Raw genomic sequence first — 23,133 nt, forward strand, 5'->3', positions numbered from 1 at the left:
CGCCGCAGCGATGGCGCACCTGCCCCGGTTTTAGCACGCCCCCACGGCCCGGCGCATCCCCGGGCGGGCACGAGATCCGCGCAAAGGTGGGGCGCGTCGTCGGGGCGCAACACCTGCCCGTGTTTCTGTGGCGGGGGCCCAAGATTTTGTTGCGATACGCCAGGGGGCGGGTCAAACATACCGCATGCGGAAAGGTCCGGCCTTTCCAGGCGCCGCCGCGCGCGGAACGCGGTTGCGCTGCGAAACGGCGATGCACGCGCAAGCAGAGTCCACGGCACAGAGTTCACACAGTTTTTGGGCGGATTTAGTCTCATGGATCGCAGGGCCATACTCCGGCTTGCCGTCGGAATACCGTTCCTGGGCGTCGGCGGCATCGTCCGCCCAGGACAGGCCGAGCATCTGGTGAAGCCGGTCGCGGCCGCCGTCCGTCCGCCGGCGGCCCTGCGCACGCCCCGGCTGGTGATGATCGACCCCGGCCATGGCGGCAAGGACCCGGGCGCTATCGGCCACGCCGGCACCTATGAAAAGGACGTGACGCTGGACCTGGCCAAGGAGCTGGCCCTGCAACTGCGCAAGACCCAAGGCCTGAGCGCCGGCCTGACGCGGGAGGACGACCACTTCCTGGAGCTGGGGGAGCGGGTGGACGTGGCGCGGGAGGCGAAGGCCGACCTGTTCCTGTCCATCCATGCCGACAGCGCGCCCAACGCCAACGCGCGGGGCCTGTCCGCCTACACCCTGTCGGAAAAGGCGTCGGACGCCTTCTCCCAGGCCCTGGCGGACAAGGAAAACTACGCCGACCGCCTGGGCCTGGACCTGAAGCACACCAAGCCGGTGGTGGCGGACATCCTGATGGACCTGGCCACCCGGCGCACCAAGGCGGCCTCGCTGGTCGCCCGCCAGGGTATCGTGCGCGGCGCCGGCCATGACCTGCACCTGCTGGACAACCCCATGCGCTCCGCCAACTTCGTCGTGCTGAGGGCGCCGGACATCCCCTCCGTCCTGGTGGAGACGGGTTTCCTGTCCAACCGCCAGGATGAGGCGCTGCTGCGCGACCCGGCCCAGCGCAAGCGTATCGCCGGCATCCTGGCGCGGGAGTTGGCGACCCTGCTCGCCTCCCCTACTTTCGCCTGATTTCCTTTTTAGCCTGTCGACGCGCATTTCCAAAAAACAGGGACCAAGGCACCGCTGATGATCTCCGCCCGCACCCCCCGCCAGCGCCGCCCCGTGACGGGCACCGTCCTTCTGTTGCTGGCGGGCATGGGCGCGCTGCTATTGGCGGGATGTCAATCGCCGGGCCGCGAGTTGCCGGAACTGGCGCGCCAGCGGGCGGAAGCGGCGGCTGAGGCGCCGGCCGTGCCCGACGGGCAGATCGATGAGCAAATTCATCGGCTGTGGAAGGAAAAAAGCCCGGAGATGAACAGCCGGCTGAACGTCACCGTTGATCGGGGCGAGGTGCTGCTGACCGGCAACGCCCGCGACCCTGATATGCGGGTGGACGCGGTGCGCCTAGCCTGGCAGGCCGACGGCGTGCGCAAAGTTCTGAATGAAATCAAGATCGCGGACGAGAGCAGCCTGTCCGACAGCGCCACCGACGCCTGGATCAACACCAAGCTGTGGGCGGCCCTGCTGCTGGACGGGCAGGTTAAATCCAGCAACTACAGCATCGAAACCGTCAACCAGGTGGTCTACATCATGGGCGTCGCCCGTAGTGGGGTGGAACTTGAGGCCGTGCTGCAGCACGCCCGTGAGTTGCCCCGCGTCCGCCAGGTTGTGAATTATGTCCGTCGTTGAGCGTGTTGCCGTGGGTTCTTCTCATTTCCGGGGTCGTTTCCCGGGTCTTTCGGTCCTCGCGGCCCCTCTCCTGGCCCTGACGCTGGCCCTGGCGCCCGTGGCACCGGCGGCGGCCCAGCCGATTCCCGGACTGGCTGGCAACCAGACCCTGCCCGACGCCCAGGCCATGGCCAACCGCCAGTTCGTGCAAGCGATGGAGGCCATCCGCAAGGCCGACCAGAGCTATGACCTGCAGGAACAGACCAGGCTTCTGCTGCAGGCGGACAAGCTCTTGTCCAACATCCTGGTGCAAAGTCCGGAAAGCCCGCTGGCGGTGCAGTTGTCCACCAACCAGTTCGTGGGCGATTTCGACTATAACGACTTCAAGTCGCGCATCCGCAGCCTGGCCTGCAACGATGCCCAGTCCACCGGCTGCTTCCTGTACCGGATCGAGGGGCTGATCCAGCCCGTGGACTATCCCATCACCGCCCCGCGCTGGGACTGGCTGTCGCTGGCCGTCGCCCACTACCATCTGGGCGACAAGGACCGCACCAAGCAGATCATCGCCCCCTTCATCGCCGCCTTCCGCCGCGCCCCGCCGGTGACGGACACCGGCCGCGACCTGTTCCTGGGTCGCGCCCTGTCGCTGACGGGCGAGGTGGACATGGCGCTGGACATCACCCGGCGCATCAACGACTGCTCCACCCGCATCTACAACCTGACCGACATCAGCCAGGCGCTGATCTGGAAGGGTGACAAGACCCAGGCCAACAAGCTGGTGGAAGAGGCGGCCGATTACGCCCAGGCCAACAACTGCGCCTGGGAGCTGGGCCTGGTGGCCGAAGGCTTCTACAAGGCCGGCAACGTGGCCCGCGCCCACACCATGTTCCTCAACACGGTGGAGGAGCAGTTCAGCCGTTTCAAGGACCGCAAGGGCAATTGCTGCGCGCCGGAGCTGGCCGTGGCCGCCGGCGATTTGGGCGACCCCAACCTGGCGCTGGGCCTGCTGCGCACGGTGCAGCAGGAAAGCCCCTGGACCATTCCCGCCGTGCTGGGCCGCCTGGGCGCCCGGGGCGAAATGCAACTGGCCACCACCTATGCCGAGCAGGTGCAGGACACGGACATCAAGGCGGAAACCTTCGTCCAACTGATGGCCGACGCGCTGAAGACCGGCGACCGCAAGCAGGCGGAGGCCCTGTCCGGCCGCATCGACAAGCTGCTGTCCACGGGCACCGATCCCAAGCCCCTGATCCTGGCCCAGCGCGCCCGCGCCGACAAACTGCTGTTCAAGGATCAGCGCTGGCGCACCACCTATCTCGCCGGTCTGTCGGCGGCCGAACGCAGCAACAGCGGCGACACCCAGCGCAAGGATTTGGCCGTGCCCATGTTGGCGGCCCTGGTGGAAATCGAAACCGGCACACCGATGCTGCAGTGATGAAAAAGCCCCGGATGTCCTCCGGGGCTTTTTTGTTGTTCCTTCAGGCGCCGGGCGCCGGCATCCGCCGGCTTGGCCTAGAGCGAGATGCGATCATGTCTGATCGCATCTCGCTCTTAACCTGTTCATGATAGAGCGGATTTACACGATCAGGTGACTACACCTGATCGCGTTCCGCTCTAGTCGCTCCGCTCCGATGAGGTGGTTACGAGGCCGTGCGCCGCGCCTCGTAGGCCCGCAGGTGGGTGGCGGCCAGGGTCAGCAGGGGCAGGTCCAGGCCCAGGTCGCGCCCCCGGCGCAGCATGTCGCCCACGATGTGCTCCCCCTCCGTCGGGCCGCCCCGTTCGATGTCGCGCATCATGGAAGCGGACAGGCTGCTGTCCTCCTTGGTCAGGTGATAGCGGGATTCGGCGTCGCGCTCGGCGCTGGGCGGGTGGCCGGCGGCGGTGGCGACCCGGGTGCATTCATCCAACAGGCCGGTGATGAAGGCCAGTCCGTCCGGCGCCTTCAGGATGGCGCCGATGGGGGCCCGCATCAGGGTGGTGGCTCCCGCCAGGGTGGCCAGGAAATAGAACTTCTCCCACATCTCATGGACGATGTCGGGACTGTTGACCACGGTGATGGGACACTTGGCGTAAGCCTCCGCCAGCGCCGCCGCCAGGGACACCTGGACGGGGTCGCGGGCGCCGAAGGTCAGGCGGTTGAAGGCGTGCAGGTGGCGGATGGTGCCATCCGGGTCCATGGTGATGGTCAGATGGCACAGGCCGCCCATCACCCGCTCCGCACCGAAGGCGGCGTCCAGCCGGTCCAGGTGGCTGAGGCCGTTCAGCACCGGCAGGATGCGCGTCTCCGGGCCCACGGCCGGGCGGATGGCCTCGATGGCGGCATCCAGGTCGTAGGCCTTGCACGACAGCAGCACCAGGTCGAAGGGCTTGGCGACGCGGGTCACGGCCTGCGCCGGCAGGACGATGTTGCCCACGGGACTGACGACCACCAGGCCGTTTTCCATGAGCTGGGCATGGCGCTTAGGCCGCACCAGGAAGGTGACGTTCTCCCCCGCCATCATGAGATGGCCGCCGTAGAAGCCGCCGGTGGCGCCGGCGCCCAGGACCAGGACACGCATGGTCATCGCATCATTCCCTTTCTCCATCGCGGGCCTCTGGCCCGCTCACTCCTTGGCGGCCGTCAGCCAACCGGCTGCCCGCAAGCGCGGCAGGGCCGTACGGCTGACCGGCACCACCGTGCCATCGCTCAGGCGCAATTGCCCCACCTGGCCCCGCACCGTCACCGCCACCACCGCGTCACGCGCCACCCAGAAGGAGCGGTGGACCTGCATCCCCAGCCCCTCCCCCAGATCGGCGATGGCATCGCGCAGGCGCATCAGCACCAGGTCGGACCCGCGATCGGTATGGATCCGCAGATAATGGTCCTCCGCCTCCAGCGCCAGAAGCCCTGCGCCTGAAAGTCGCGGGCAGGCGCTGGCGAGAAAGGCCCCAGCCAAGTCGGGAGCTGGCAAATCGGGAGCCGCCAAATCCGGGGCTGGCAAATCCGGGGCCGGTTCCGGCACGACAATAACCGGCGAATCCCGGCGTCCCAGGATGACGGCGAAGACAATGCTGGTCACGATCACCTGCGGCCAGATGCGCCAGAAGTGCACAATGCCGCCCTGGCCGCCCCCCTGGGCGCCCCCCTGGGCGCCCAGCGAAACCTGGGCGCACAGGCTGAACAGCAGGATGATCCACAGCGTGGCGGGCAAGGACGCGATCAGGGCCGACACCCCGCGCCGCTGCCAGGCGGGCCAGGCGGCGGCGATGGGCCAGCGGCGCAAGGCCGCATGGACCGCGCGCGTCATGGCCGCGATACCCAGGGCCGATGCGCACCAGAAGACGACGCGTGACAGGCTGTCCATGGACAGGTAGGTGCCGTAGGGCCCGAACATGGCCAGCACCAGGGACAGCGCCACGACGCCCCCCCAACTGCGCACCCAGTCGGGCAGGTCGAGGGCGACGATGCCGGCAAGGCTGCCCGGCGGCCGCTTTTCAGCGCCCCCCGCGTCGGCCTCCTGCTGCACCCCGCGTTCCGCCGTCAAGACCGGCCTCATCCGTTCGCGCTTCGTGAACGGCCTTTACCAGCCACTCACGAAATCCGTCAAGCGGGCCGCGAAGGGCGCGTTGCCCGCGACCAACCGCCTGAGTGAAGGCTTGGCCCATCAACCACTTGGCCACGCCGCCCGGCGCAACATCCTGGAGCCCGCCCCATCATGGAAATCCTCTCCCGCATCATCAGCCACACCCCCGTCTGGATCTTCGTGCTGTTCGCCTACCTGGTGTTCATGGGGGCGCGGCGCCTGCGGACCACGGTGCAGCAGACGGGCCGAGTCTGGCTGATCCCCGGGGTCTTCATCATTTGGGGCCTGTACGGCCTGGTCACCCGTCCCGGCCCCCTGGGCCCCGTGCTGCTGGAATGGGCGGTGGGCGCCGTCGTCGGGCTGGGCCTGGCCAGCCTGACGACCGTCCGGGTCGAGGTGGACCGCGAGCGCGGCCTGGTGCGGCAACCGGGCAGTTGGGTGCCCCTGGTCCGCAACCTCTTCCTGTTCGGCTCCCACTACGTCCTGAACGTCATGGCCGCCACACACCCCGACCTGCACGACACCGCCATCGCCCTGGACATCGGCGTGTCGGGCTTCAGCGTCGGCTACTTCGCCGGCTGGTCCTGGAGCTTCATCCAAAGCTACCGCCGCGCGCCGGGGGTGGCGCTGGCCACCGCCTGAGCCGGGGCCCGCCGGCGTTTGAGGCGTACTAAAAAGCCCTCAGCCCACGCTCTTCCCGGTGCAACTGGCGTACAGCGTCTCCACCACCTGGCGGCTGACGTTGCGGGTGATGAAGACGATGCGGCTGCGCCGGTCGTCGCTGGGCCAGGCGTCCAGTTGCACCGGCGGGTGGAACAGGTGCTGCACGCCGTGGATGACGATGGGCTGGTCGCTTTCCTGGACGTTCAGCACCCCCTTCACCCGCAGCACGTCGGGCCCGCGCAGGCGGGCCAGCGTTTCCAGGAAGCCCACCAACTCGTCCCACACCAGCGGCTCGGTGAAGGTCAGGCAGAAGGCGCCGATGGCCTCGTCATGGCGGTTGGCGTCATGATCATGGTCCTCGTGCTCGCAATGGCCGTGCTCATGGTCGCAATCGGCATGGTCATGCCCGTCATCGTGGCCATGGTCGTGGTCATGATCATGATGATCGTGGTGATGGTGGTGGCCATGGTCGTCATAGGCCTCCGCCCGCAACCAGCGCTGCACGTCCAGGCTCTTGGTCTCGGGATTGTAAAGGCCGGCGTCGAACAGCAGCACGGGCAGCGCGTCGTCGGTCTGGGCGTCCACCACCAAGGCGGCGGGGTTGAGCTGCTTCAGCCGTTCCTTCAGATACTCCACCGCCTCGGGCGTCGCGATATCGGTCTTGGTCAGCACCAGGCGGTCGGCCACGGCCGCCTGCTTCAGGCTTTCCTCCTGCGCGTCCAGTTGGCCCATGCCGTGGACGGCGTCAACGGTCGTCACCACCCCGTCCAGGCGGAAGCGCGCGGCCACCAGCGGGTCGGTCATCAGGGTGTGCAGGATGGGGGCGGGATCGGCCAGGCCGGTGGTTTCGATGACCACGCGGTCAAACTCCGGCACCTCGTCGCGCAGGCGGCGCATGTAGAGGTCGCGCAGGGTGTCGGCCAGGTCGCTGCGGATAGTGCAGCAGATGCAGCCCGAATCCATCAGCACCGTGTTCTCATCCGCCTTGGCCACCAGCAGGTGGTCCAGCCCGACCTCGCCGAACTCATTGATGATGACGGCGGTGCGGGCCATGCGCGGGTCGCGGATGATGCGGGACAGCAGCGTGGTCTTGCCGCTGCCCAGGAAGCCGGTCAGGACGGAGATGGGCAGGCGGGCGGAGGAGACAGCGGTCACGGAAGGCGTTCCTTGATCAATCGCGGACAATGGGGTGGGCGGTCTGGGCGGTGGTGACTTCTGGGCGGTGGTAACTCAGGCCGCGGACTGGCAGGTGGGGCATAGGCCCAGCACTTCCACCGTCTGGCGCAGGACGCGGAACCCGCGGGCGGCGGCGCCGTTGGTGATGGCGTTGGTCACGGCGGGTTCGTTCAGTTCGGTGGCGTCGCCGCAGCGTTCGCAGACCAGGAACTGCCCGGCATGGGCCTGTCCTGGTTCCGGACAGCCGACATAGGCGTTCAGCGACTCGATCCGGTGGACCAGGCCCTGCTCCACCAGGAAATCCAGGGCGCGATAGACAGTCAGCGGCGCCACGCGCTTGCCGTCCACCGCCATCTCTTCCAGGATGGCGTAGGCACCCCGCGGCCGGTGGCTGGACCAGACCAATTCCAGCACCCGTTCGCGCAAGGTGGTCAGGCGGGCGCCCCGCGCCTCGCACAGGGTGTGCGCCCGGGCCAGGGCGTCACCCACACAGGCCTTATGGTCGTGCCCGCCATGGGCATGGGACGGGCCGGCATGGGAGGCGCCGTGGGGCCCGGCATGGACATGCGGGCTAGGGCTTTGGGGGGCGACCGGCATTGACGCAAGCCTTTCTCGAACTGCCATTAAGGCGGACCATAGCACGGAAGGAAGGGTGTGCTGTTCGTCCACGTAAACCAAATCATGTTACCGTTCGTATCGGCATCCGGGAATATGGCACCCTGAGGGCCGAACCGGGGGGCACCACCGCATCGAAGGGACGCGCGATGCCACATGACATCTTTGCTCCGATCCTTCCGAACCGCATGAGGCCGAACCGCATGAGGCCGAACCACGCTTGGCCGAACCGCCTCTGGCGCGCCGGCGTGGCGCTCATCCTCGGCACCGCCTTGATATGGGGTGGTTGGGCCGCACCCGCCAGTGCCGCGACGCGGTCCTCCGAGCGGGCCACGGAACGGGGTGAGGCCACGGCCGCGCCGATGCCCGGCACGCCCGGCACCACCGTGGAGCGGTCGCTGGACTTCGCCGCGCATTACGGCCGCGACACGCCCCTGGGCCACCACCGCGTCACGGTGGCCAAGGCGGCCAACGGCGACACGGTCGTGGATGTCGACATCCAGTTCGAGGCCAAACTGCTGATGATTACGGCCTACCACTATCATCATGTCAGCCACGAGGTCTGGCATGACGGGCGCCTGGTGTCGCTGGACAGCACCACCGACGACGATGGCGAAAAGGATTGGGTGAAGGGCCATGCGGTGGCGGACGGCTTCGCGGTCGAAAGCTCACACGGGTCGGTCACCGCACCGGCCGACATCATCCCCACCAGCTACTGGAACCCCGCCATCCTGACGGCACCGCGCCTGCTGGACACCATCCGCGGCGTGGTCATGGACGTGAAGGTGGAACGCGAGGGGCAGGAGATGATCCACGCCGGCGACGCCACTGTGGCCGCCACGCACTACACGCTGGGCTTCGTCACCAATCCGCCGCCCGCCACCAACAAGGTGGACTTCTGGTACGACAATTCCGGCCGGTGGCTGAAGCTGGCCTTCCATGCCCGGGGGCATGATGTCGCCTATGCCCTGCAGGCCAACCCGGCGGCCACCGGCACCATGGTCGCCTCCCCCAGCGGGACGGAGACCGGCTTGCCGGCGCCCGAACGGCGGGATTGAACGGCGGCATCGCGGGAAAGCGCTTGCCCGGTCACGAGCCCCGTCGCTAAATGCCGGGCCATGAGCACGGACACTGCCGCCATGGCCCCGCCTTCCGCCCAGTCTTTGGCCCCATCGCCTCTGGATATCGCCCGGACCCCGGACGCGTTGCGCGCCCGCGTGGCCGCTTGGCGCAATGAAGGACTGCGCGTTGGTCTCGTCCCCACCATGGGCGCCCTGCACGAGGGTCACCTGACCCTGGTCAAGCGCGCGCGCGAACTGGCAGACCGCGTGGTAGCCAGCGTGTTCGTGAACCCCACTCAATTCGGCCCCAACGAGGATTTCAGCCGCTATCCGCGGGATGAGGCCGGTGACGCCCGCCTGCTGGCCGGTGCCGGCTGCGACCTGCTGTACGCGCCCGGGGTGGAGGCGATCTACCCCCCAGGCTTCACCACCACGGTCGACGTGGGGCCCGTGGCCGTGCCGCTGGAAGGACATTTCCGCCCCGGCCATTTCCAGGGTGTGGCCACGGTGGTGACCAAGCTGCTGTTGCAGGCCCTGCCCGACGTCGCCTGCTTCGGGCAGAAAGATTACCAGCAGTTGGCCGTCATCCGCCGCCTGACGGCCGACCTGGACATCCCCGTCCGTATCGAGGGCGTGCCGACGGTGCGGGAACCCGACGGCTTGGCCCTCTCGTCCCGCAACCGCTATCTGTCGGCGGAGGAGCGGCGCCAGGCCGTAACCATCAGCCGGGTCCTGCACCAGTTGCGCGACACCCTGGGCGACGGCAGCCAGCCCGTGGCCCCGGCCATATCCCAGGCGGCGGAAACGCTGACCGCCGCCGGCTTCACCCGCATCGACTATGTCGCCGTGGTCGACGCCGACACGCTGGCGCCGCTGGAACGGGTGGACCGCCCCGCCCGCGCCCTGGTCGCCGCCTTCCTGGGCCGCACGCGCCTGATCGATAATCTGGCGCTGGGGCCGGGGGCATAAGGTCCGGGATCGGCCGCGTGGAGGTTATGGTCATGTCGCTTGACGAGCTGGGGCCCCGCATCTGCATACTGGGGCCGTCGAACAGCGGGAAATCGACCTTGGCCGTCGCCATTGGGCGCGCCCGCCTCCTCCCGCCAGTCCATCTGGATCAACTGCGCCACAAGCCGTTCACCGACTGGGAACCGCGGCCCGCTGAAGAGTTCGTAGCCCTGCATGATGAGGCGATCAAGGGTGATCGCTGGGTCATGGACGGCAACTATTCCTGGCTGTTGTCCCAGCGGTTGGAGCGGGCGACAGGGGTTATCCTTCTCGATACCTCCACCACCATCAGCCTTTTCCGCTATTTGCGCCGGTCGTGGTTCGAGCGTCAGCGGCCCGGCGCCCTGGATGGCGCCTTGGACAGCGTCAAATGGGAGATGATTCATTACATCACCATCGCCACCCCCGGTAACCGCAGGCGATACCAAACACTGTTCGACAGTATCGAGCGGCCGAAGATCAGGTTGTCGACACCCCGCCAATTAGCGGATTTCTACCGTGCAGAAGGGCTGCGACGTTAGCCGGGCTTCTTGGGCGAGGGATATCGCTGTTCGGGAGACGGAGGGCTGGTCGAGGCGGCCTTGCCCTTGTCCCTTAGAGCGAGATGCGATCATGTCTGATCGCGTTCCGCTCTAAGGGGCCAGCACCTGGTCAGGCACCAGAACCCAACCCCGTGACCGCATGCATGTCACCACCGCACCGTGGCGGTTGTTGTCAATGAACCAGCCGGAGACGGGATATCCCTTGCCGTCGTCAAGCGCGGGCAAGCGCCCGGGGTCGTTGGTGCCGACACAGGTCCGAAGGGCGGCGAAGGCTTCGCCCTTCCGTTCCTCAATGTCCCGCGAGGGCACTGGAGATCCCAGATGAGAGGGCTGAATCTCCCGAACCCAATGGCGCCCCGTGGTGTAGGTACAGCCAGCCAAGGGAAGGCAGGCGGCCAAGTGGACCAACCGCATCCAAACGGTGGTTTTTTTTCATTCCATCACTCCCGAATGCGATCGTCCAACCCGCTCCCAGGTCGGGGGATAGCACCCCCTGGATGGCAAAACGGCGGCGATCCCCGCTACGGCGACAGGCGGCTGGTGGAGGTGGCGACCCAGCCCTGGTCGCGCATGCAGGCCATCACGGCATCGTGGGCGCGACCCACATGCCAGTCGGAAATGGGATAGCCCCGGCCCGCGTCCAGGTCGGGCAGGCGGTCGGGATCGTGGGCGGCCACGCAGGCGCGCAAGGTTTCGGGGAAGTGCCGCTCCTTCTCGCGCACCAGGTCCTGCTGCGCCGCCAACGACGGGTTGCCCCGGGTCAGCAGGGCCATGTCCACGTTCCAGCGCCGGTCGCCCGTGTAGGCGCAGGCGGCCAGCGCCAGGCACATTCCTGGAATCACCAGGCCCATCGTCACAAGCCGCATCGCCATCCCCTCACACCACCGCGATAAAGCCCATCGCCACCAGCCACACCGCAGCCAACAGCAGGGATAGCACGGTCATGGGCACGCCGCAGCGGGCGTGCTCACGGAAGCGCAGAATGACACCGGCGGCGGCGGCCCGCTCCACGGTGATGATGTTGGCCAGGCTGCCCGGCAGGAGCAGGTTGCCGGCCAGGGTTGAGAACAGCGCCAGGGCATAGAGCGCCCCTTCCGGCGGATGCGCCCACACCTTCATCAGCAGCACCACCGCCGGCACGTTGCCGATGCTGTTGCTGGCCAGGACGGAGAAGCCCCCCAGGAAGGGCAAGCGGTCCAGCGGCAGGCCGGACGCCGCCAACTGGTCCACCAGGCGACCCGGCAGGCCGGTATCGGCCAGGGCGCCGGTCAGGATGAACAGGCCAGCGAACAGGGCCAGCAGGTGCCAGTCGACCAGGCCCAGCATGTCGCGGCTGGCGAAGCGGCGGCTGACAAGCATGCAGCCGGCGATGCCCAGCACGGCGACGTCGCGGGGAAAGGGCGTGGTGAAGGCCACCAGCAGGACGACCACCCCGATCAGGCCCTTGGATAACTGCCAGGTCCCCGGTGGACCGGGGGGCTGTCCATCGCCGTTCAACCGGGTCGGCCCCGGGGGTGCGTTGGCGTCCACCAGGCGCCCGCGCCATACCCGCGCCACCACCCAGTAGACGATGACCAGCGACAGGAAGGCCGGCACGCCGCAGGCGAACAGGAAGCGCCAGAATCCCAGATGGCCCATCTGGCCGATCAGGATGTTCTGCGGATTGCCGATGACGGTGGCGGCGGAGCCGGCGTTGGCGGCCCCCGCCAAGGCGATGAGATAGGGCCGCACGTCCAGGCCCCGCGCCCGCAGGCCGGCGCACAGCAGCGGGGTCATGGCGAACACGACCACGTCGTTGGCCAGCAGGGCGGACAGGCCGCCCGCGACCGCCACCACCGCGGCCAGCAGCGCCTCCGGCTGCCAGGGCACGTTGGCCAGGCGCCAGGCGCACCAGTCATAGAAGCCGGACAGCGCGAACTGCGCCGACAGGATCATCAGGCCCAGCAGGATGAACAGGGTGGGGAAGTCGATGGCCTTGATGGCCGCCCCTTCGGTCACCGCGCCCGCCACCAGCAGGACGATGGCGCCCAGCATGGCGATGCCGGTGCGATCCACCCTCAGCCGCGGCAAGTGGCCGATGGCCATGCCCAGATAGACGATGGCGAAGGTGATGAGGATCAGCAATGTCATGGGCGTCAGCGCTACAGGGCGCGCGCCCGGCCGGCAAGCGTGAAATAGGCCTAGGGAGTCAGGCGGAAACGGTTAGGCCGCGACCCCAGCGCCCTTGCGGCCCTTCTCGTCCGCGGCGGAACCCCGCTCGCGCTGCGCCATCATGTCCACCTGCAGGCCTTCCCGCGCGGCGAAGCAATGGCTCCATTCCTGCTGCGCCTCCGCCTCGATGGCCTGCATGCGCGCATCGTCATGGTCGGGGTCATGGTGGAACAGGCATAGGCGGCCCACCCCCGCAGCGCGGGCCAGGCGCAACCCTTCCCGCCAGGTGGAATGTCCCCAGCCCCGGCGGCCGGCGAATTCCTCATCGGTGTAGGAACTGTCGTACGCCACCAGGTCGGCACCCTGGATCAGGCCCAGCACGTTGGTGTCCATGCGGTCCGGATCATGCTCCGTATCCGTGACGTAGCAGAAGCTGCGTCCGTCATAGTCGATGCGATACCCCGTGCCACCGCCCGGATGGTTCAGGGGGGCGGTACGCACCGTGATGCCGTCGCCCAGGTCCAGCGTGGCGCCGGGACGGAAATCCTCAAACACCAAGGAAGCGCGCAGCTTCTGCAGCGGCACCGGGAACAGGCAGGAATCCATGGGTTTTTCCATGACGGACTGGATGCAGTGGGCACCCTGGCAATGGCCCGCCATCACCCGCATGGAAAAGTCGGGGCAGTAACACGGCTCGAAAAACGGAAAACCGTTGATGTGGTCGATGTGGGTATGGGTCAGCAGCAGGGTGACGTCGCAGACGCCCCGCGCCCGCAGGCTTTTACCCAAGGACCGCAGGCCGGTGCCGGCATCCAGCACAAGCGTGCGGTCGCCGGCCGTCACCTCGATGCAGCTGGTGTTGCCACCATACTCAAGATGACTGGCCATCGGACAGGGGACAGTCCCGCGGACACCCCAGAAGGTAACGGTGAAACCCATAAACCAAGCCCCGAATTCCATCGCGGCCAAGCTAACCCCACCTTGTGCGAAGGTCTGTGACGTGTCGCACAGGACCAGGGGCGCTTGCGCACAACTGAACAGCGCTTGTCAAGTGATGTTCGCTAAGCGAACGCGCAATTACCCCTTAAGGGCCGCCCCGTCCCCCGGGAACACCCCCTTGAAATCGGTCTCGGCAACTCCCCCGCGGCTCCCCCCGCACTTAACGATGGCGCGGACGCAGCCGATGGTCCAGCCGCTCATCATCCAGGCCGGCGGGTTCCTGGTGGATCGTGATTTCGGCATTGGGAAAAGCGGCGCGCAACGATGATTCGATCTCATCGGTGATGTCGTGCGCCTGCGTCAGGGTCAGGTGGCTGTCCAGCTCCAGGTGGAACTCGATATGCTGGCCCATGCCCGTGGAGCGGGTGCGCAAATCATGCAGGCCGCGCGACGCCGGGTGGGCGTTCACCAAGTCCACCACCCGGGTCCGTTCGTCGTCGGGCAGCTCACGATCCATCAGGACGTCCAGGGCGGTGCGGGAAATGCCTACGGCGCCCCAGGCCAGGAAGGCGGCGATGCCCAGGCCGAACAGCGGGTCCCAGAAGGCCTGGCCCGTCCAGCGGCCGAGCAGCAGGGAGACGATGACGGCGGCGTTCAGCAGCATGTCGCCGCTGTAATGCAGGCTGTCAGCGCCGATGGCCAGCGACGCCGTGCGCCGGATGACCCAGCGCTGGAACAGCACCAGCACGAAGGTGAGGGCGATGGCGACGGCCATGACCCACAGGCCAATGCCGATGTCCCCCACCGGCCGCGGCTCGAACAGGCGGCCCAGCGATTCGTAGCCCAGGAACAGGGCGGAGCCGACGATGAAGGCGGACTGGATCAGGGCCGCCAGCGGCTCCGCCTTGCCATGGCCGAAGCGGAAGGCGAAGTCAGGCGGCTTCAGGGCCCGGGCCACGCTGATGAGCGTGACCACCGACGCCAGCGCGTCCACGCTGCTGTCGATCAGGGAGGACAGGATGCTGACGGAATTGGTGGCCAGGTAGGCGCCGAACTTGCCGGCGATGAGGATGGCGGCCACGGTGACGCTGGCGTAGGTGGCGCCCCGGCGCCACCGGCCATCCGGATCCCCGATGGACTCGCCGTCCCCCGGCCCCAATCCGGGTGCGGGGGAGGAATCCGGGTCCACCTTGGCCGACATCGTCATGGGTAGAGGCGTTCCGTGGTCCAGAATTGGGCGTCACCCTGCCGAGTATAGACCAAGCGGTCATGCAGACGAAACTCCCGATCCTGCCAAAACTCCATGCGCAGGGGGGTGACGCGGTAGCCCGACCAGTGCGGGGGGCGCGGAATGTCGCCCTCGCCGAAGCGGGCCGTCTCCTCCGCCACGCGGCGTTCCAGGGTGGCGCGGCTGTCCAGCGGCTGCGACTGCTGCGACGCCCAGGCGCCGATCTGGCTGCCGCGCGGGCGGACACGGTAGTAATCGTCCGCCTCCTGCGCCGTGACCGGGGCGACATGGCCGTCCACCCGCACCTGGCGGCGCAGGGTCTTCCAGTGGAAGCACAGGCCCGCCACCGGGTTGGCCGCCAGCTCGCGGCCCTTGCGGCTGAGGGTGTTGGTGTAGAAGACGAAACCGCCGCCATCCACGCCCTTCAGCAGCACGATGCGGACCGTGGGGATGCCGTCGGCGCCGATGGTGGCCAGCGACATGGCGTTGGGGTCGTTGGGTTCGGTGCGTGACGCCTCCTCCAGCCAGGACTGAAAAAGCGCATAAGGGTCGGGTGCGACAACAAAATCCATGGTGGTAATCCGTGTCATAGATATGCCGGAATTGCCGCCTACCATACGCCACACTACATCCTTGTCCACGCAGGACGCCGCATGGACGACCCGCACGGTGCCGGATGATTTCGGGAAGGTTTGTTGCCCCAGATCATTGGCGGCAACCCCGAGAGGGGTGGATGCGGGACAGTGTCGGGGATGCGAGACCGGATTGCGCTAGGCCATGCCGCGGGAAAATGCGGCGCAGGAGAGGAAAGAAGGACTAAGAATCATGAAGAAAGTCATCATCGCGTTGATGGCGTCCAGCGTCCTGTTGAGCGCGTGTGACACCACCGGGGGCAAGAACCAGACCGTGGGCATGCTGGGCGGTGCGGCCGCCGGCGGCCTGATCGGCTCCCAGTTCGGCCACGGCGGCGGCAAGCTGGCCATGACCGGCCTGGGCGTCCTGCTGGGCGGCTTGGCGGGCAGCTCCATCGGCAAGCGCATGGACGACGCCGACCGCGCCGCCATGGAACGCAACACGCAGATGGCCTACACCGCCCCGGTCGGCCAGCCCATCGTGTGGAACAACCCCAACAACGACCACCAGGTCATCGTGACGCCGGTGCGCGACGGCACCCGCGGCGACGGCGCCTACTGCCGCGAATTCCAGCAGACCATCGTGGTCGGCGGCGAACGCCAGCAGGGCTACGGCACCGCCTGCCGCCAGCCCGACGGCAGCTGGAAGATCGTGAACGACTGATCCCGGTTACCGAATTAAAGCCCCCTGGCCGGTCAAGGCTGTGCCAGGGGGCTTTTTCGGCTGGGCCGGTCCCCGAAATAGCCAGGGTCCGCATGCTTGAAGCGGCGGGCGCGTTGCGCATATTGTGGGGACAGACCGGCAATAGATAGTGCGACCATGCGCGATCCCTACCAAATCCTTGGCGTCGGCCGCAGCGCCAGCGCTGAGGACATTAAGCAGGCGTATCGCCGCCTTGCCAAGCAGTACCACCCCGACCTGAACCCCGGGCGGGCCGATATCGAGTTGAAGTTCAAGGAAGCCAACGGCGCCTACAGCCTGTTGTCGGACCCGGACAAGCGCGCCCGCTATGACCGGGGCGAGATCGACGCCAGCGGTGCCGAACGTCCGGACCGCTCTTTCCGCCGCGCCTATGCCGGGGCCGGCCGCTCGGGCGATTTCGATTACGAGGACGATCCCTTCGCCGACATCTTCGGCGCCGCCCGCAAGCGCACCAGCGGCGTGAAGGCGCGGGGCAGCGACGTCGCCTATTCCGTGACGGTCAGCTTCACCGAGGCCTGCCTGGGCGCCAAGCGGCGCCTGAACCTGTCCACGGGCAAGAGCATCGACATCACCATCCCCCCCGGTACGCAGGACCAGCAGAAGCTGCGCCTGAAGGGCCAGGGCCTGCCCGGCCTGGGCGGGGCGGGGGCCGGCGACGCCATCGTCGAGGTGCATGTCAGCCCCCACACCCATTTCGTGCGGCGGGAGGACGACATCCACCTGGATGTCCCGGTCACCCTGCAGGAGGCGCTGCTGGGCGCCACCATCAAGGTGCCCACCCTGGACGGCGCGGTCCAGGTGAAGGTGCCCAAGGCCGCCAACTCCGGCACCACCCTGCGCCTGAAGGGCAAAGGGGTCGCCAATCCCGAACGCGGGACGCAGGGCGACCAGTATGTGAAGCTGACCGTCGTCCTGCCCGACCGGCCGGATGCGGAGTTGCAGGCCTTCATCGAGAAGTGGGCCAAAACCCACGACTACGACGTCCGCCGCAAGGCGGGGTTGGGTTAAGCCCCCTCAACCGCCGGGCGCGGCCACTTGGCCGCTTGGCTTCCTCAGTTTCCAGTCCACTGCGTTCCTTGGAAACCTGCGGCGGCCGCAGTCCGGGCCTACGGCGGCATGAGCCCAATCTCATGCCGCCAATATAACGCCCTATTCCGGGCCGTTCACCGATCCACCATGGCCATGGCCCGGTCGCCGTAGCGGGGGCCGGCGACCTGGTAGGTCTCCAGCGCCCCGTCCAGGCGGGCAACGTCCACGGGCGATAGTTTCAGCGCGTCGGCCGCCAAGTTCTCCTCCAGGTATTTGCGGCGCTTGGTCCCGGGGATGGGCACGATGTCCGGCCGCTTTTGCAGCAGCCAGGCCAGCGCCACCTGGCCCGCCGTGGCGCCATAGCCTTGGGCGACCTCGCGCACGAACGCTGCCAGGCTCAGGTTGGCGTCGAAGTTGGCACCCTGCAGGCGCGGGTCGTTCTTGGAACGATAGTCGCTGTCCGGGTACTCCTCCGCCCGCTTGGCGATGCCGGTGAGGAAGCCGCGCCCCAGGGGGCTGAATGGCACCATGCCGATGCCCAGCTCCGTCAACAGCGGCAGCACGTCCTGCTCCAGGTTCCGTTCCCACAGGGAATATTCGCTTTGCAGCGCCGTCACCGGCTGCACCGCGTGCGCCCGGCGGATGGTGTCACACCCGGCCTCCGACAGGCCGAAATACAGCACCTTGCCTTCCTGGATCAGGTCCTTGACCGTGCCCGCCACATCCTCGATGGGCACCAGGGGATCGACACGGTGCTGGTACAGCAGGTCGATGCGGTCGGTGCGCAGCCGCGTCAGCGAGGCCTCGACCACGGCGCGGATGTGCGCGGGCCGGCTGTCCGTGCCGCCCAGGGGTGTCGCGCCCTCCCCGATGACGAAGCCGAACTTGGTGGCGATCTGCACCTGGTCGCGCCGCCCCTCCAGGGCGCGGCCCAGCAATTCCTCATTGGTGTAGGGTCCATAGACCTCCGCCGTGTCGAGGAAGGTGCAGCCCAGCTCGATGGCGCGATGCAGGGTGGCGATCGATTCCGCATCGTCGGGGCTGCCATAGGCATGGGTCATGCCCATGCAGCCCAGGCCCAAGGCCGAAACCTCCAGGCCCTGACGGCCCAGTTTGCGGCGCCCCAGTTTGTGTCCTGTCAGCATGTCCAACTCCCGTTTCTTATCCTGCCCGGCCGGGGCCGTTACGCGTTGGCGCGGAACAGGTCGGCCGTGCGCTTGCGCGCCAACTGCGCGTCTTCGCGGTTGGAGTCCGGGCGGCCGTCGTTGTTGAAGCCGTGCCCCGACTGCTCATAGATATAGACCGGCACGTCGGGATGGGCTTTTTGCAGGGTTTCCGCCACCTGGTCGGCCGGGATGTGGGCATCCTTGCGGCCGAAATGGCAGATGACCGGGCAGGCGGGGACCAGATCGGCCAGGCCGGCCACGCCGCTGCCGTAATAGCTGGACACCGCCGCCAGCCCTGGCACCTGGGCGGCGGCCCGCCAGGCCACCGTGCCGCCATAGCAATAGCCCACCAGGAAGACGGGCCCCTTGTCCTTCAGCGCGTCGACACAGGCCTGCACGTCGGCCACCGGGTTCTCCACCCCATTGGCCCGGGCGTAGGCGAGCCCGGTGGCGTAGCCCTGTTCGTCATGGCCGGCGATAAAGCCCTTCTGCTGCCGGTCGAACATGGACGGGGCGATGACCTCGAACCCCAGGGCGGACCAGCGGGCCACGTCCTCGGTCACGTAGGAGTCCAGGCCGAAGATTTCCTGGATGACGATGACGCCGCCCTGGCGCGGCCCCTGGGGTGCGGCGTGCAGGGCGGTGAACGCGAACCCGTCGAGGGGGGAGCGCAGCGTGATGGTTTCGGCCATGTCGGCCTCCTCTTGGATTGGATCTGAAAGGACGGAAAAGGGCTTCAGCGCCCGGGGGGCGGACCGCCGGCCCGCTTGCGCGCGGCCATTGACGGCGGCTCCGCCGAAACTGGTTCTTCCGGGATGGGTTCCCCCGTTTCGGACTCCCCCTGGGGTGCCAGCAGCTTCGCCAGCGGGGTGTCCATGAGCGCGCCGGCATCACGCCGCGCCCGCTCGAAAATGGCATGCACCTTGGCTTGCCAGGGCGCCTGTAAGTGGCCGACCGACAGCAGGTCGCCCCACATGCCGAAATCCAACGCCAGGTACAGGTCGCTTAGAGTGGACTCGTGCGGGTCGCGGGTGGCGACCCAGGCGCCGTCGGCGGTGCGGATGGTCCAGTTGGCGGCGCACAGTTGTTCCAGCATGCCGTCGACCGCGACGGCGCCCACCGGCACCCGGGAGATGACGTCCGCCCGCTTCAGGGCATGGCCCTCCCGCGCGGCCAGCATCAGCTCGCGCAGGATGGCCAGGGCCACCACCAGGCGCTGGGCCGGCGACAGACCGGCGGGGCCCAATTCGGTGATGCGGCCCGAACGCCATTCCGGCAGCGCCGCCGTCACCTCCGCCCCGAACAGGATCAGGCACCAGACGAGGTAGAGCCACAACAGCACCGTGGGCAGGACCGACAAGGCGCCGTAGATGGTGGTGTAGGTGTGGACCTGGCCGATGTAGACGGCGAACCCCACCTTGGCCGCCTCCATGGCGGCTCCGGCCACCACCCCGCCCACCAGGGCGTCCTGCCAGCGCACCGGCCGGGTGGGGATGGCGAGATAGGTCAGGCCGAAAAACGCGCTTTCCAGGATGCCCGGCAGCACCCGCCGCACCAGTTCCACCACCACGGAGCCCTCGGCCCCCAGGTAGGAGACGGCGATGGAGGACAGCGACAAACTGACGCCCAGCAGCAGGGGGGCCATGGTCAGCACCGCCCAGAAGGACAGCACCCGCACCAGCACGGAGTGGCGTTCCCGGCTGCGCCAGATGGCGTTGTAGGCCCCCTCGATGGAGAAGAACAACAGGATGGAGGTGACGGCCAAGCCCAGCACCCCCACCCCCGTCATGGCCCCGGCGTTGCTGACGAACTGCTGCAGGCGGTCGGTCAGGTTCTCCCCCACCTGGGGCACCAGGTTTTGCAGCAGCAGCATCTCCGCTTCCGCCCGCAGGGTCTGAAAGGCCGGGAAAGCCTGGAAAATCGCGAAGCCGACGGTCAGCAGCGGCACCACCGCCAGCAGGCTGGTGTAGGTCAGGGAGCCCACCGCCTGCAGGCAATTGTCCCGGTAGAAGCGGCGCACGGCATAGCTGGTGACGCCGACGACGGCCAGCAGGACATGGCGCACGGCGGATGGCAGGTGGTCGGCCCACCGCGCCCAGCCAGGGGATCGCGCCCGCGTCTCAGTCATGGGAACCTGCCAAGGGAAGACCTTTCCGGCGTGTATTCTAGGTGTGCGCAAATATAGGGTGGGTGGCCTTTGACCGTAAAATCGGTTCGTGTAGGATGCGCGCCTAATTTTCCGGAGAGAGACGGATGACCACTTCGACGGCAACCCCCGCGCCGGGGCCCGCCACCGGGACCCTGATGGCCGGTAAGCGCGGCCTGATCATGGGCGTGGCCAATGACCGGTCCATCGCCTGGGGCATCGCCAAGGCGGTCGCCGCCCAGGGTGCCGAACTGGCCTTCACCTACATGGGCGACGCGCTGGCCAAGCGCGTGAAGCCCCTGGCGGAGCAGCTGGGCGTGCCGCACGTCCTGCCCTGCGACGTCACCGACGAGGCCAGCATGGACGCGGTGTTCGCGACCCTGAAGGAACAGTGGGGAACGCTGGACTTCGTGGTGCATGCGATCGGCTTTTCCGACAAGAACGAGTTGGATGGGCTGTACCTGAACACCTCCCGTGCCAACTTCGCGTTGACCATGGATGTTTCCTGCTACTCGTTCACCGCCATCGCCCAGCGGGCGGTGCCGATGATGACCAACGGCGGCAGCCTGCTGACCCTCAGCTATTATGGCGCCGAACGGGTGATGCCGCACTACAATGTGATGGGCGTGGCCAAGGCGGCGCTGGAAGCCAGCGTGCGTTACCTGGCGGCTGACCTGGGCCCCCAGAACATCCGCGTCAACGCCATCTCCGCCGGGCCCATCAAGACCCTGGCGGCCAGCGGCATCGGCGACTTCCGCGCCATCCTGAAGTGGAACGAGCTGAACGCCCCGCTGAAGCGCAACGTCACCATCGGTGAGGTCGGCAACTCCGCCCTGTACCTGTTGAGCGACCTGGGCAGCGGCGTCACCGGTGAGGTCCACCACGTCGACAGCGGCTACCACACGGTGGGCATGCTGGCGGTGGACAGCGCCGCGGAAACCTCGGCCCTGTTGCAGAGCCTGGTGAAGTCGGAAGGGTAAACGGCCATGGCCGGTAACGGCATCGGAACCCAGTTCCGCTTCACCACCTTTGGCGAAAGCCACGGGGTGGCGCTGGGCTGCGTGGTGGACGGCGTCCCGCCCCTGCTGGACCTGGACGAGGCCTGGATTCAGGCCTTCCTGGACCGGCGCCGGCCGGGGCAGTCGCGCTTCACCACCCAGCGGCGCGAACCGGACACGGTGCGCATCCTGTCGGGCGTGTTCGAGGGCAAGACCACGGGCACGCCCATCTGCCTGATGATCGAGAACGAGGACCAGCGGTCCAAGGACTACGGCGACATCAAGGACAAGTTCCGGCCGGGCCACGCCGACTACACCTATTGGGAACGCTATGGCATCCGTGACTATCGCGGCGGCGGGCGTTCATCGGCGCGCGAGACGGCGGCCCGCGTGGCAGCCGGCGCCGTGGCCCGCCGGGTGCTTGAGGCCGTGCCGGGTGGCGTGACCATCCGTGGCGCGCTGGTGCAGGTGGGGCCGCACAAGGTGGACCGCACGCGCTGGGACTGGGATCAGGTGGACCAGAACCCCCTGTTCTGCCCCGACGCCGGGACGGCGGAGCATTGGGCCGACTACCTGGATGGCATCCGCAAGGCCGGTTCCTCCGTGGGGGCCGTGATCGAGGTGGTGGCGTCCGGCGTTCCGGTTGGCCTGGGTGAGCCCATCTACGACAAGCTGGACAGCGACCTGGCCCGCGCCATGATGACCATCAACGCCGTGAAGGGCGTTGAGATCGGCGCCGGTTTCGCCGCCGCCGAGCTGACGGGCGAGGACAACGCGGATGAGATGCGGGCGGGCCCCGACGGCAAGCCCGTGTTCCTGTCCAACCACGCCGGCGGCATCCTGGGCGGCCTGTCGACCGGCCAGGACATCGTCGTCCGCTTCGCGGTGAAGCCCACCAGCTCCATCCTGACGCCCCGCCGGACGGTGGACGTGCAGGGCAACGAGACGGAAATCCTGACCAAGGGCCGCCACGACCCCTGCGTCGGCATCCGCGCCGTGCCGGTGGGCGAGGCGATGATGGCCTGCGTGCTGGCCGATCACTGGTTGCGCCTGCGGGCCTACAGGTAGGCCCCGCGCCGCCGACGGCGGTTCAAGGGTTCTGAAACGGCAACGGCCCCGCCTGGATGACCAGGCGGGGCCGTTTCGTTTTGGGCCGGTATGGCTGGCGGCTTACTTGCCGGCGATGGTGATGGTCAGGGTGTCGGCGTAGCTGCCGGCGATGGCCTGGGCATTGGCCGGGACGGTCACGGACACGGCGGCGGTCTTGTTGAACTGGGCGCCGGAGCGGGTGACGGCGAAGCTGGAGCCCGAGCCGCTGGTGCCGTCGTAGGACGTGGTGTAGCTGATGGCCTGGGCGCCGGTGGCGCTGGACTTCAGGGTGCCGTTGTTGGCCGAGGCGACGGTGATGGTGTAGCCGGCGCCGTCGTTGCAGTTCTCGACCACGCTGCCGACCGCCACGTTGCTGGAGCCGGACAGGATGTTCAGCGTGGCGCCGGCGTCGGTCACGGCCACGGTGCAGGTCTGGGCGACGGTGCTGTTCAGCTGGATGGTGCCCGAGGTGCCGGCGGCGGCGAAGGCGGGGGCGGCGAACAGGGCGCTGGAGACCAGGGCGGTGGCGGCGACGGCGGCGGCGATACGGCGGATCATGGCGAAGGTTCCTATCGGTTCGGGGGCGGCTTCGGCGCCCGGGTTTGTTCATGCCTGGTTATAAGCACTCGGCATGCCAACCAAGGTCCCGCATCC

24 protein-coding genes are annotated in these 23,133 nt (G+C 67.8%); 11 read left to right on the forward strand and 13 right to left on the reverse strand.

What is annotated here, in order from left to right; translation table 11 throughout:
- Positions 1–312: 312 nt before the first annotated feature.
- From ULB03_RS03170 to ULB03_RS03180, 3 genes are read left to right on the forward strand one after another with little or no spacing between them, the layout of a single operon-like run.
- On the forward strand, positions 313–1,131 hold the full coding sequence (locus ULB03_RS03170) for an N-acetylmuramoyl-L-alanine amidase family protein (RefSeq protein ID WP_322481846.1): 819 nt from the start codon (positions 313–315) through the stop codon (positions 1,129–1,131).
- 57 nt (positions 1,132–1,188) lie between these two features.
- Entirely contained in the window at positions 1,189–1,791 is a 603-nt protein-coding gene (locus ULB03_RS03175; RefSeq protein WP_322481847.1) for a BON domain-containing protein, read from the forward strand.
- A 10-nt stretch (positions 1,792–1,801) separates the two neighbouring features.
- Positions 1,802–3,205, forward strand: coding sequence for a tetratricopeptide repeat protein (locus ULB03_RS03180; protein ID WP_322481848.1), 1,404 nt, complete (start codon positions 1,802–1,804; stop codon positions 3,203–3,205).
- 205 nt (positions 3,206–3,410) lie between these two features.
- Here ULB03_RS03180 and panE read toward each other — a convergent pair whose 3' ends face one another.
- Both panE and ULB03_RS03190 read right to left on the reverse strand, forming a co-directional pair.
- On the reverse strand, positions 3,411–4,334 hold the full coding sequence (gene panE / locus ULB03_RS03185) for a 2-dehydropantoate 2-reductase (RefSeq protein ID WP_322481849.1): 924 nt from the start codon (positions 4,332–4,334) through the stop codon (positions 3,411–3,413).
- A 39-nt stretch (positions 4,335–4,373) separates the two neighbouring features.
- A complete protein-coding gene (locus ULB03_RS03190; protein WP_322481850.1) occupies positions 4,374–5,306 on the reverse strand; it encodes a LytTR family DNA-binding domain-containing protein in 933 nt (310 codons plus the stop codon).
- 159 nt (positions 5,307–5,465) lie between these two features.
- Here ULB03_RS03190 and ULB03_RS03195 point away from each other — a divergent pair, with 159 nt between their 5' ends.
- Positions 5,466–5,975, forward strand: a complete 510-nt coding sequence (locus ULB03_RS03195) for a DUF6622 family protein (RefSeq protein WP_322481851.1) — start codon at positions 5,466–5,468, stop codon at positions 5,973–5,975.
- 39 nt (positions 5,976–6,014) lie between these two features.
- On the opposite strand, the gene ULB03_RS03200 is transcribed toward ULB03_RS03195, so the two are convergent.
- Together ULB03_RS03200 and ULB03_RS03205 are read right to left on the reverse strand one after the other, a co-directional pair.
- Positions 6,015–7,151: a CobW family GTP-binding protein gene (locus ULB03_RS03200; RefSeq protein ID WP_322481852.1), complete on the reverse strand. Its 1,137-nt coding sequence runs from the start codon at positions 7,149–7,151 to the stop codon at positions 6,015–6,017.
- Between the two features lie 75 nt (positions 7,152–7,226).
- Positions 7,227–7,769: a Fur family transcriptional regulator gene (locus tag ULB03_RS03205; RefSeq protein ID WP_322481853.1), complete on the reverse strand. Its 543-nt coding sequence runs from the start codon at positions 7,767–7,769 to the stop codon at positions 7,227–7,229.
- Between the two features lie 221 nt (positions 7,770–7,990).
- On the opposite strand from ULB03_RS03205, the gene ULB03_RS03210 reads away from it, so the two are divergent.
- The 3 genes from ULB03_RS03210 (at position 7,991) to ULB03_RS03220 (ending at position 10,377) form a co-directional block, all read left to right on the forward strand.
- Positions 7,991–8,845: a DUF6134 family protein gene (locus ULB03_RS03210; RefSeq protein WP_322481854.1), complete on the forward strand. Its 855-nt coding sequence runs from the start codon at positions 7,991–7,993 to the stop codon at positions 8,843–8,845.
- Positions 8,846–8,926: 81 nt separating this feature from the next.
- Positions 8,927–9,817, forward strand: a complete 891-nt coding sequence (gene panC, locus ULB03_RS03215) for a pantoate--beta-alanine ligase (protein WP_322481855.1) — start codon at positions 8,927–8,929, stop codon at positions 9,815–9,817.
- Between the two features lie 32 nt (positions 9,818–9,849).
- Positions 9,850–10,377 carry a P-loop NTPase family protein gene (locus ULB03_RS03220; protein WP_322481856.1) on the forward strand — a complete coding sequence of 176 codons (528 nt, stop codon included), beginning with the start codon at positions 9,850–9,852 and terminating at the stop codon, positions 10,375–10,377.
- Between the two features lie 542 nt (positions 10,378–10,919).
- Here the strand turns inward: ULB03_RS03220 and ULB03_RS03225 are convergent.
- From ULB03_RS03225 to pdxH, 5 genes are all read right to left on the reverse strand, one after another.
- Complete coding sequence (locus ULB03_RS03225) at positions 10,920–11,264, reverse strand: hypothetical protein (RefSeq protein WP_322481857.1); 345 nt, start codon at positions 11,262–11,264, stop codon at positions 10,920–10,922.
- Between the two features lie 10 nt (positions 11,265–11,274).
- Positions 11,275–12,528, reverse strand: coding sequence for an ArsB/NhaD family transporter (locus ULB03_RS03230; RefSeq protein ID WP_322481858.1), 1,254 nt, complete (start codon positions 12,526–12,528; stop codon positions 11,275–11,277).
- A 72-nt stretch (positions 12,529–12,600) separates the two neighbouring features.
- Positions 12,601–13,488 (reverse strand): MBL fold metallo-hydrolase, encoded by an 888-nt coding sequence (locus ULB03_RS03235; RefSeq protein WP_322481859.1) that lies wholly within the window; start codon positions 13,486–13,488, stop codon positions 12,601–12,603.
- A 220-nt stretch (positions 13,489–13,708) separates the two neighbouring features.
- Positions 13,709–14,695, reverse strand: a complete 987-nt coding sequence (locus tag ULB03_RS03240; RefSeq protein ID WP_322481860.1) for a cation diffusion facilitator family transporter — start codon at positions 14,693–14,695, stop codon at positions 13,709–13,711.
- Positions 14,692–15,288, reverse strand: a complete 597-nt coding sequence (gene pdxH / locus ULB03_RS03245) for a pyridoxamine 5'-phosphate oxidase (RefSeq protein WP_322481861.1) — start codon at positions 15,286–15,288, stop codon at positions 14,692–14,694. Before pdxH ends, ULB03_RS03240 begins: the two co-directional genes overlap by 4 nt.
- Before the next feature lie 253 nt (positions 15,289–15,541).
- On the opposite strand from pdxH, the gene ULB03_RS03250 reads away from it, so the two are divergent.
- Both ULB03_RS03250 and ULB03_RS03255 read left to right on the forward strand, forming a co-directional pair.
- A complete protein-coding gene (locus ULB03_RS03250) occupies positions 15,542–16,012 on the forward strand; it encodes an RT0821/Lpp0805 family surface protein (protein ID WP_322481862.1) in 471 nt (156 codons plus the stop codon).
- 156 nt (positions 16,013–16,168) lie between these two features.
- Positions 16,169–17,059: a DnaJ C-terminal domain-containing protein gene (locus ULB03_RS03255; protein ID WP_322481863.1), complete on the forward strand. Its 891-nt coding sequence runs from the start codon at positions 16,169–16,171 to the stop codon at positions 17,057–17,059.
- 155 nt (positions 17,060–17,214) lie between these two features.
- Here ULB03_RS03255 and ULB03_RS03260 read toward each other — a convergent pair whose 3' ends face one another.
- The 3 genes from ULB03_RS03260 to ULB03_RS03270 are packed head-to-tail and all read right to left on the reverse strand — an operon-like array spanning position 17,215 to position 20,374.
- The gene (locus ULB03_RS03260; protein WP_322481864.1) at positions 17,215–18,225 is read right to left on the reverse strand and encodes an aldo/keto reductase; all 1,011 of its coding nucleotides are present in this window, start codon (positions 18,223–18,225) and stop codon (positions 17,215–17,217) included.
- Positions 18,226–18,263: 38 nt separating this feature from the next.
- Positions 18,264–18,938, reverse strand: coding sequence for a dienelactone hydrolase family protein (locus ULB03_RS03265; RefSeq protein WP_322481865.1), 675 nt, complete (start codon positions 18,936–18,938; stop codon positions 18,264–18,266).
- 44 nt (positions 18,939–18,982) lie between these two features.
- Positions 18,983–20,374 (reverse strand): YihY family inner membrane protein, encoded by a 1,392-nt coding sequence (locus ULB03_RS03270; protein ID WP_322481866.1) that lies wholly within the window; start codon positions 20,372–20,374, stop codon positions 18,983–18,985.
- Between the two features lie 125 nt (positions 20,375–20,499).
- Here ULB03_RS03270 and fabI point away from each other — a divergent pair, with 125 nt between their 5' ends.
- A complete protein-coding gene (fabI, locus tag ULB03_RS03275; RefSeq protein WP_322481867.1) occupies positions 20,500–21,372 on the forward strand; it encodes an enoyl-ACP reductase FabI in 873 nt (290 codons plus the stop codon).
- Positions 21,373–21,378: 6 nt separating this feature from the next.
- A complete protein-coding gene (aroC, locus tag ULB03_RS03280; RefSeq protein WP_322481868.1) occupies positions 21,379–22,458 on the forward strand; it encodes a chorismate synthase in 1,080 nt (359 codons plus the stop codon).
- Positions 22,459–22,560: 102 nt separating this feature from the next.
- Here aroC and ULB03_RS03285 read toward each other — a convergent pair whose 3' ends face one another.
- On the reverse strand, positions 22,561–23,037 hold the full coding sequence (locus ULB03_RS03285) for a spore coat protein U domain-containing protein (protein WP_322481869.1): 477 nt from the start codon (positions 23,035–23,037) through the stop codon (positions 22,561–22,563).
- Between the last annotated feature and the right edge of the window lie 96 nt (positions 23,038–23,133).

It is taken from the genome of Nitrospirillum goiasense, from assembly GCF_034427435.1.
GTDB lineage: Bacteria > Pseudomonadota > Alphaproteobacteria > Azospirillales > Azospirillaceae > Nitrospirillum.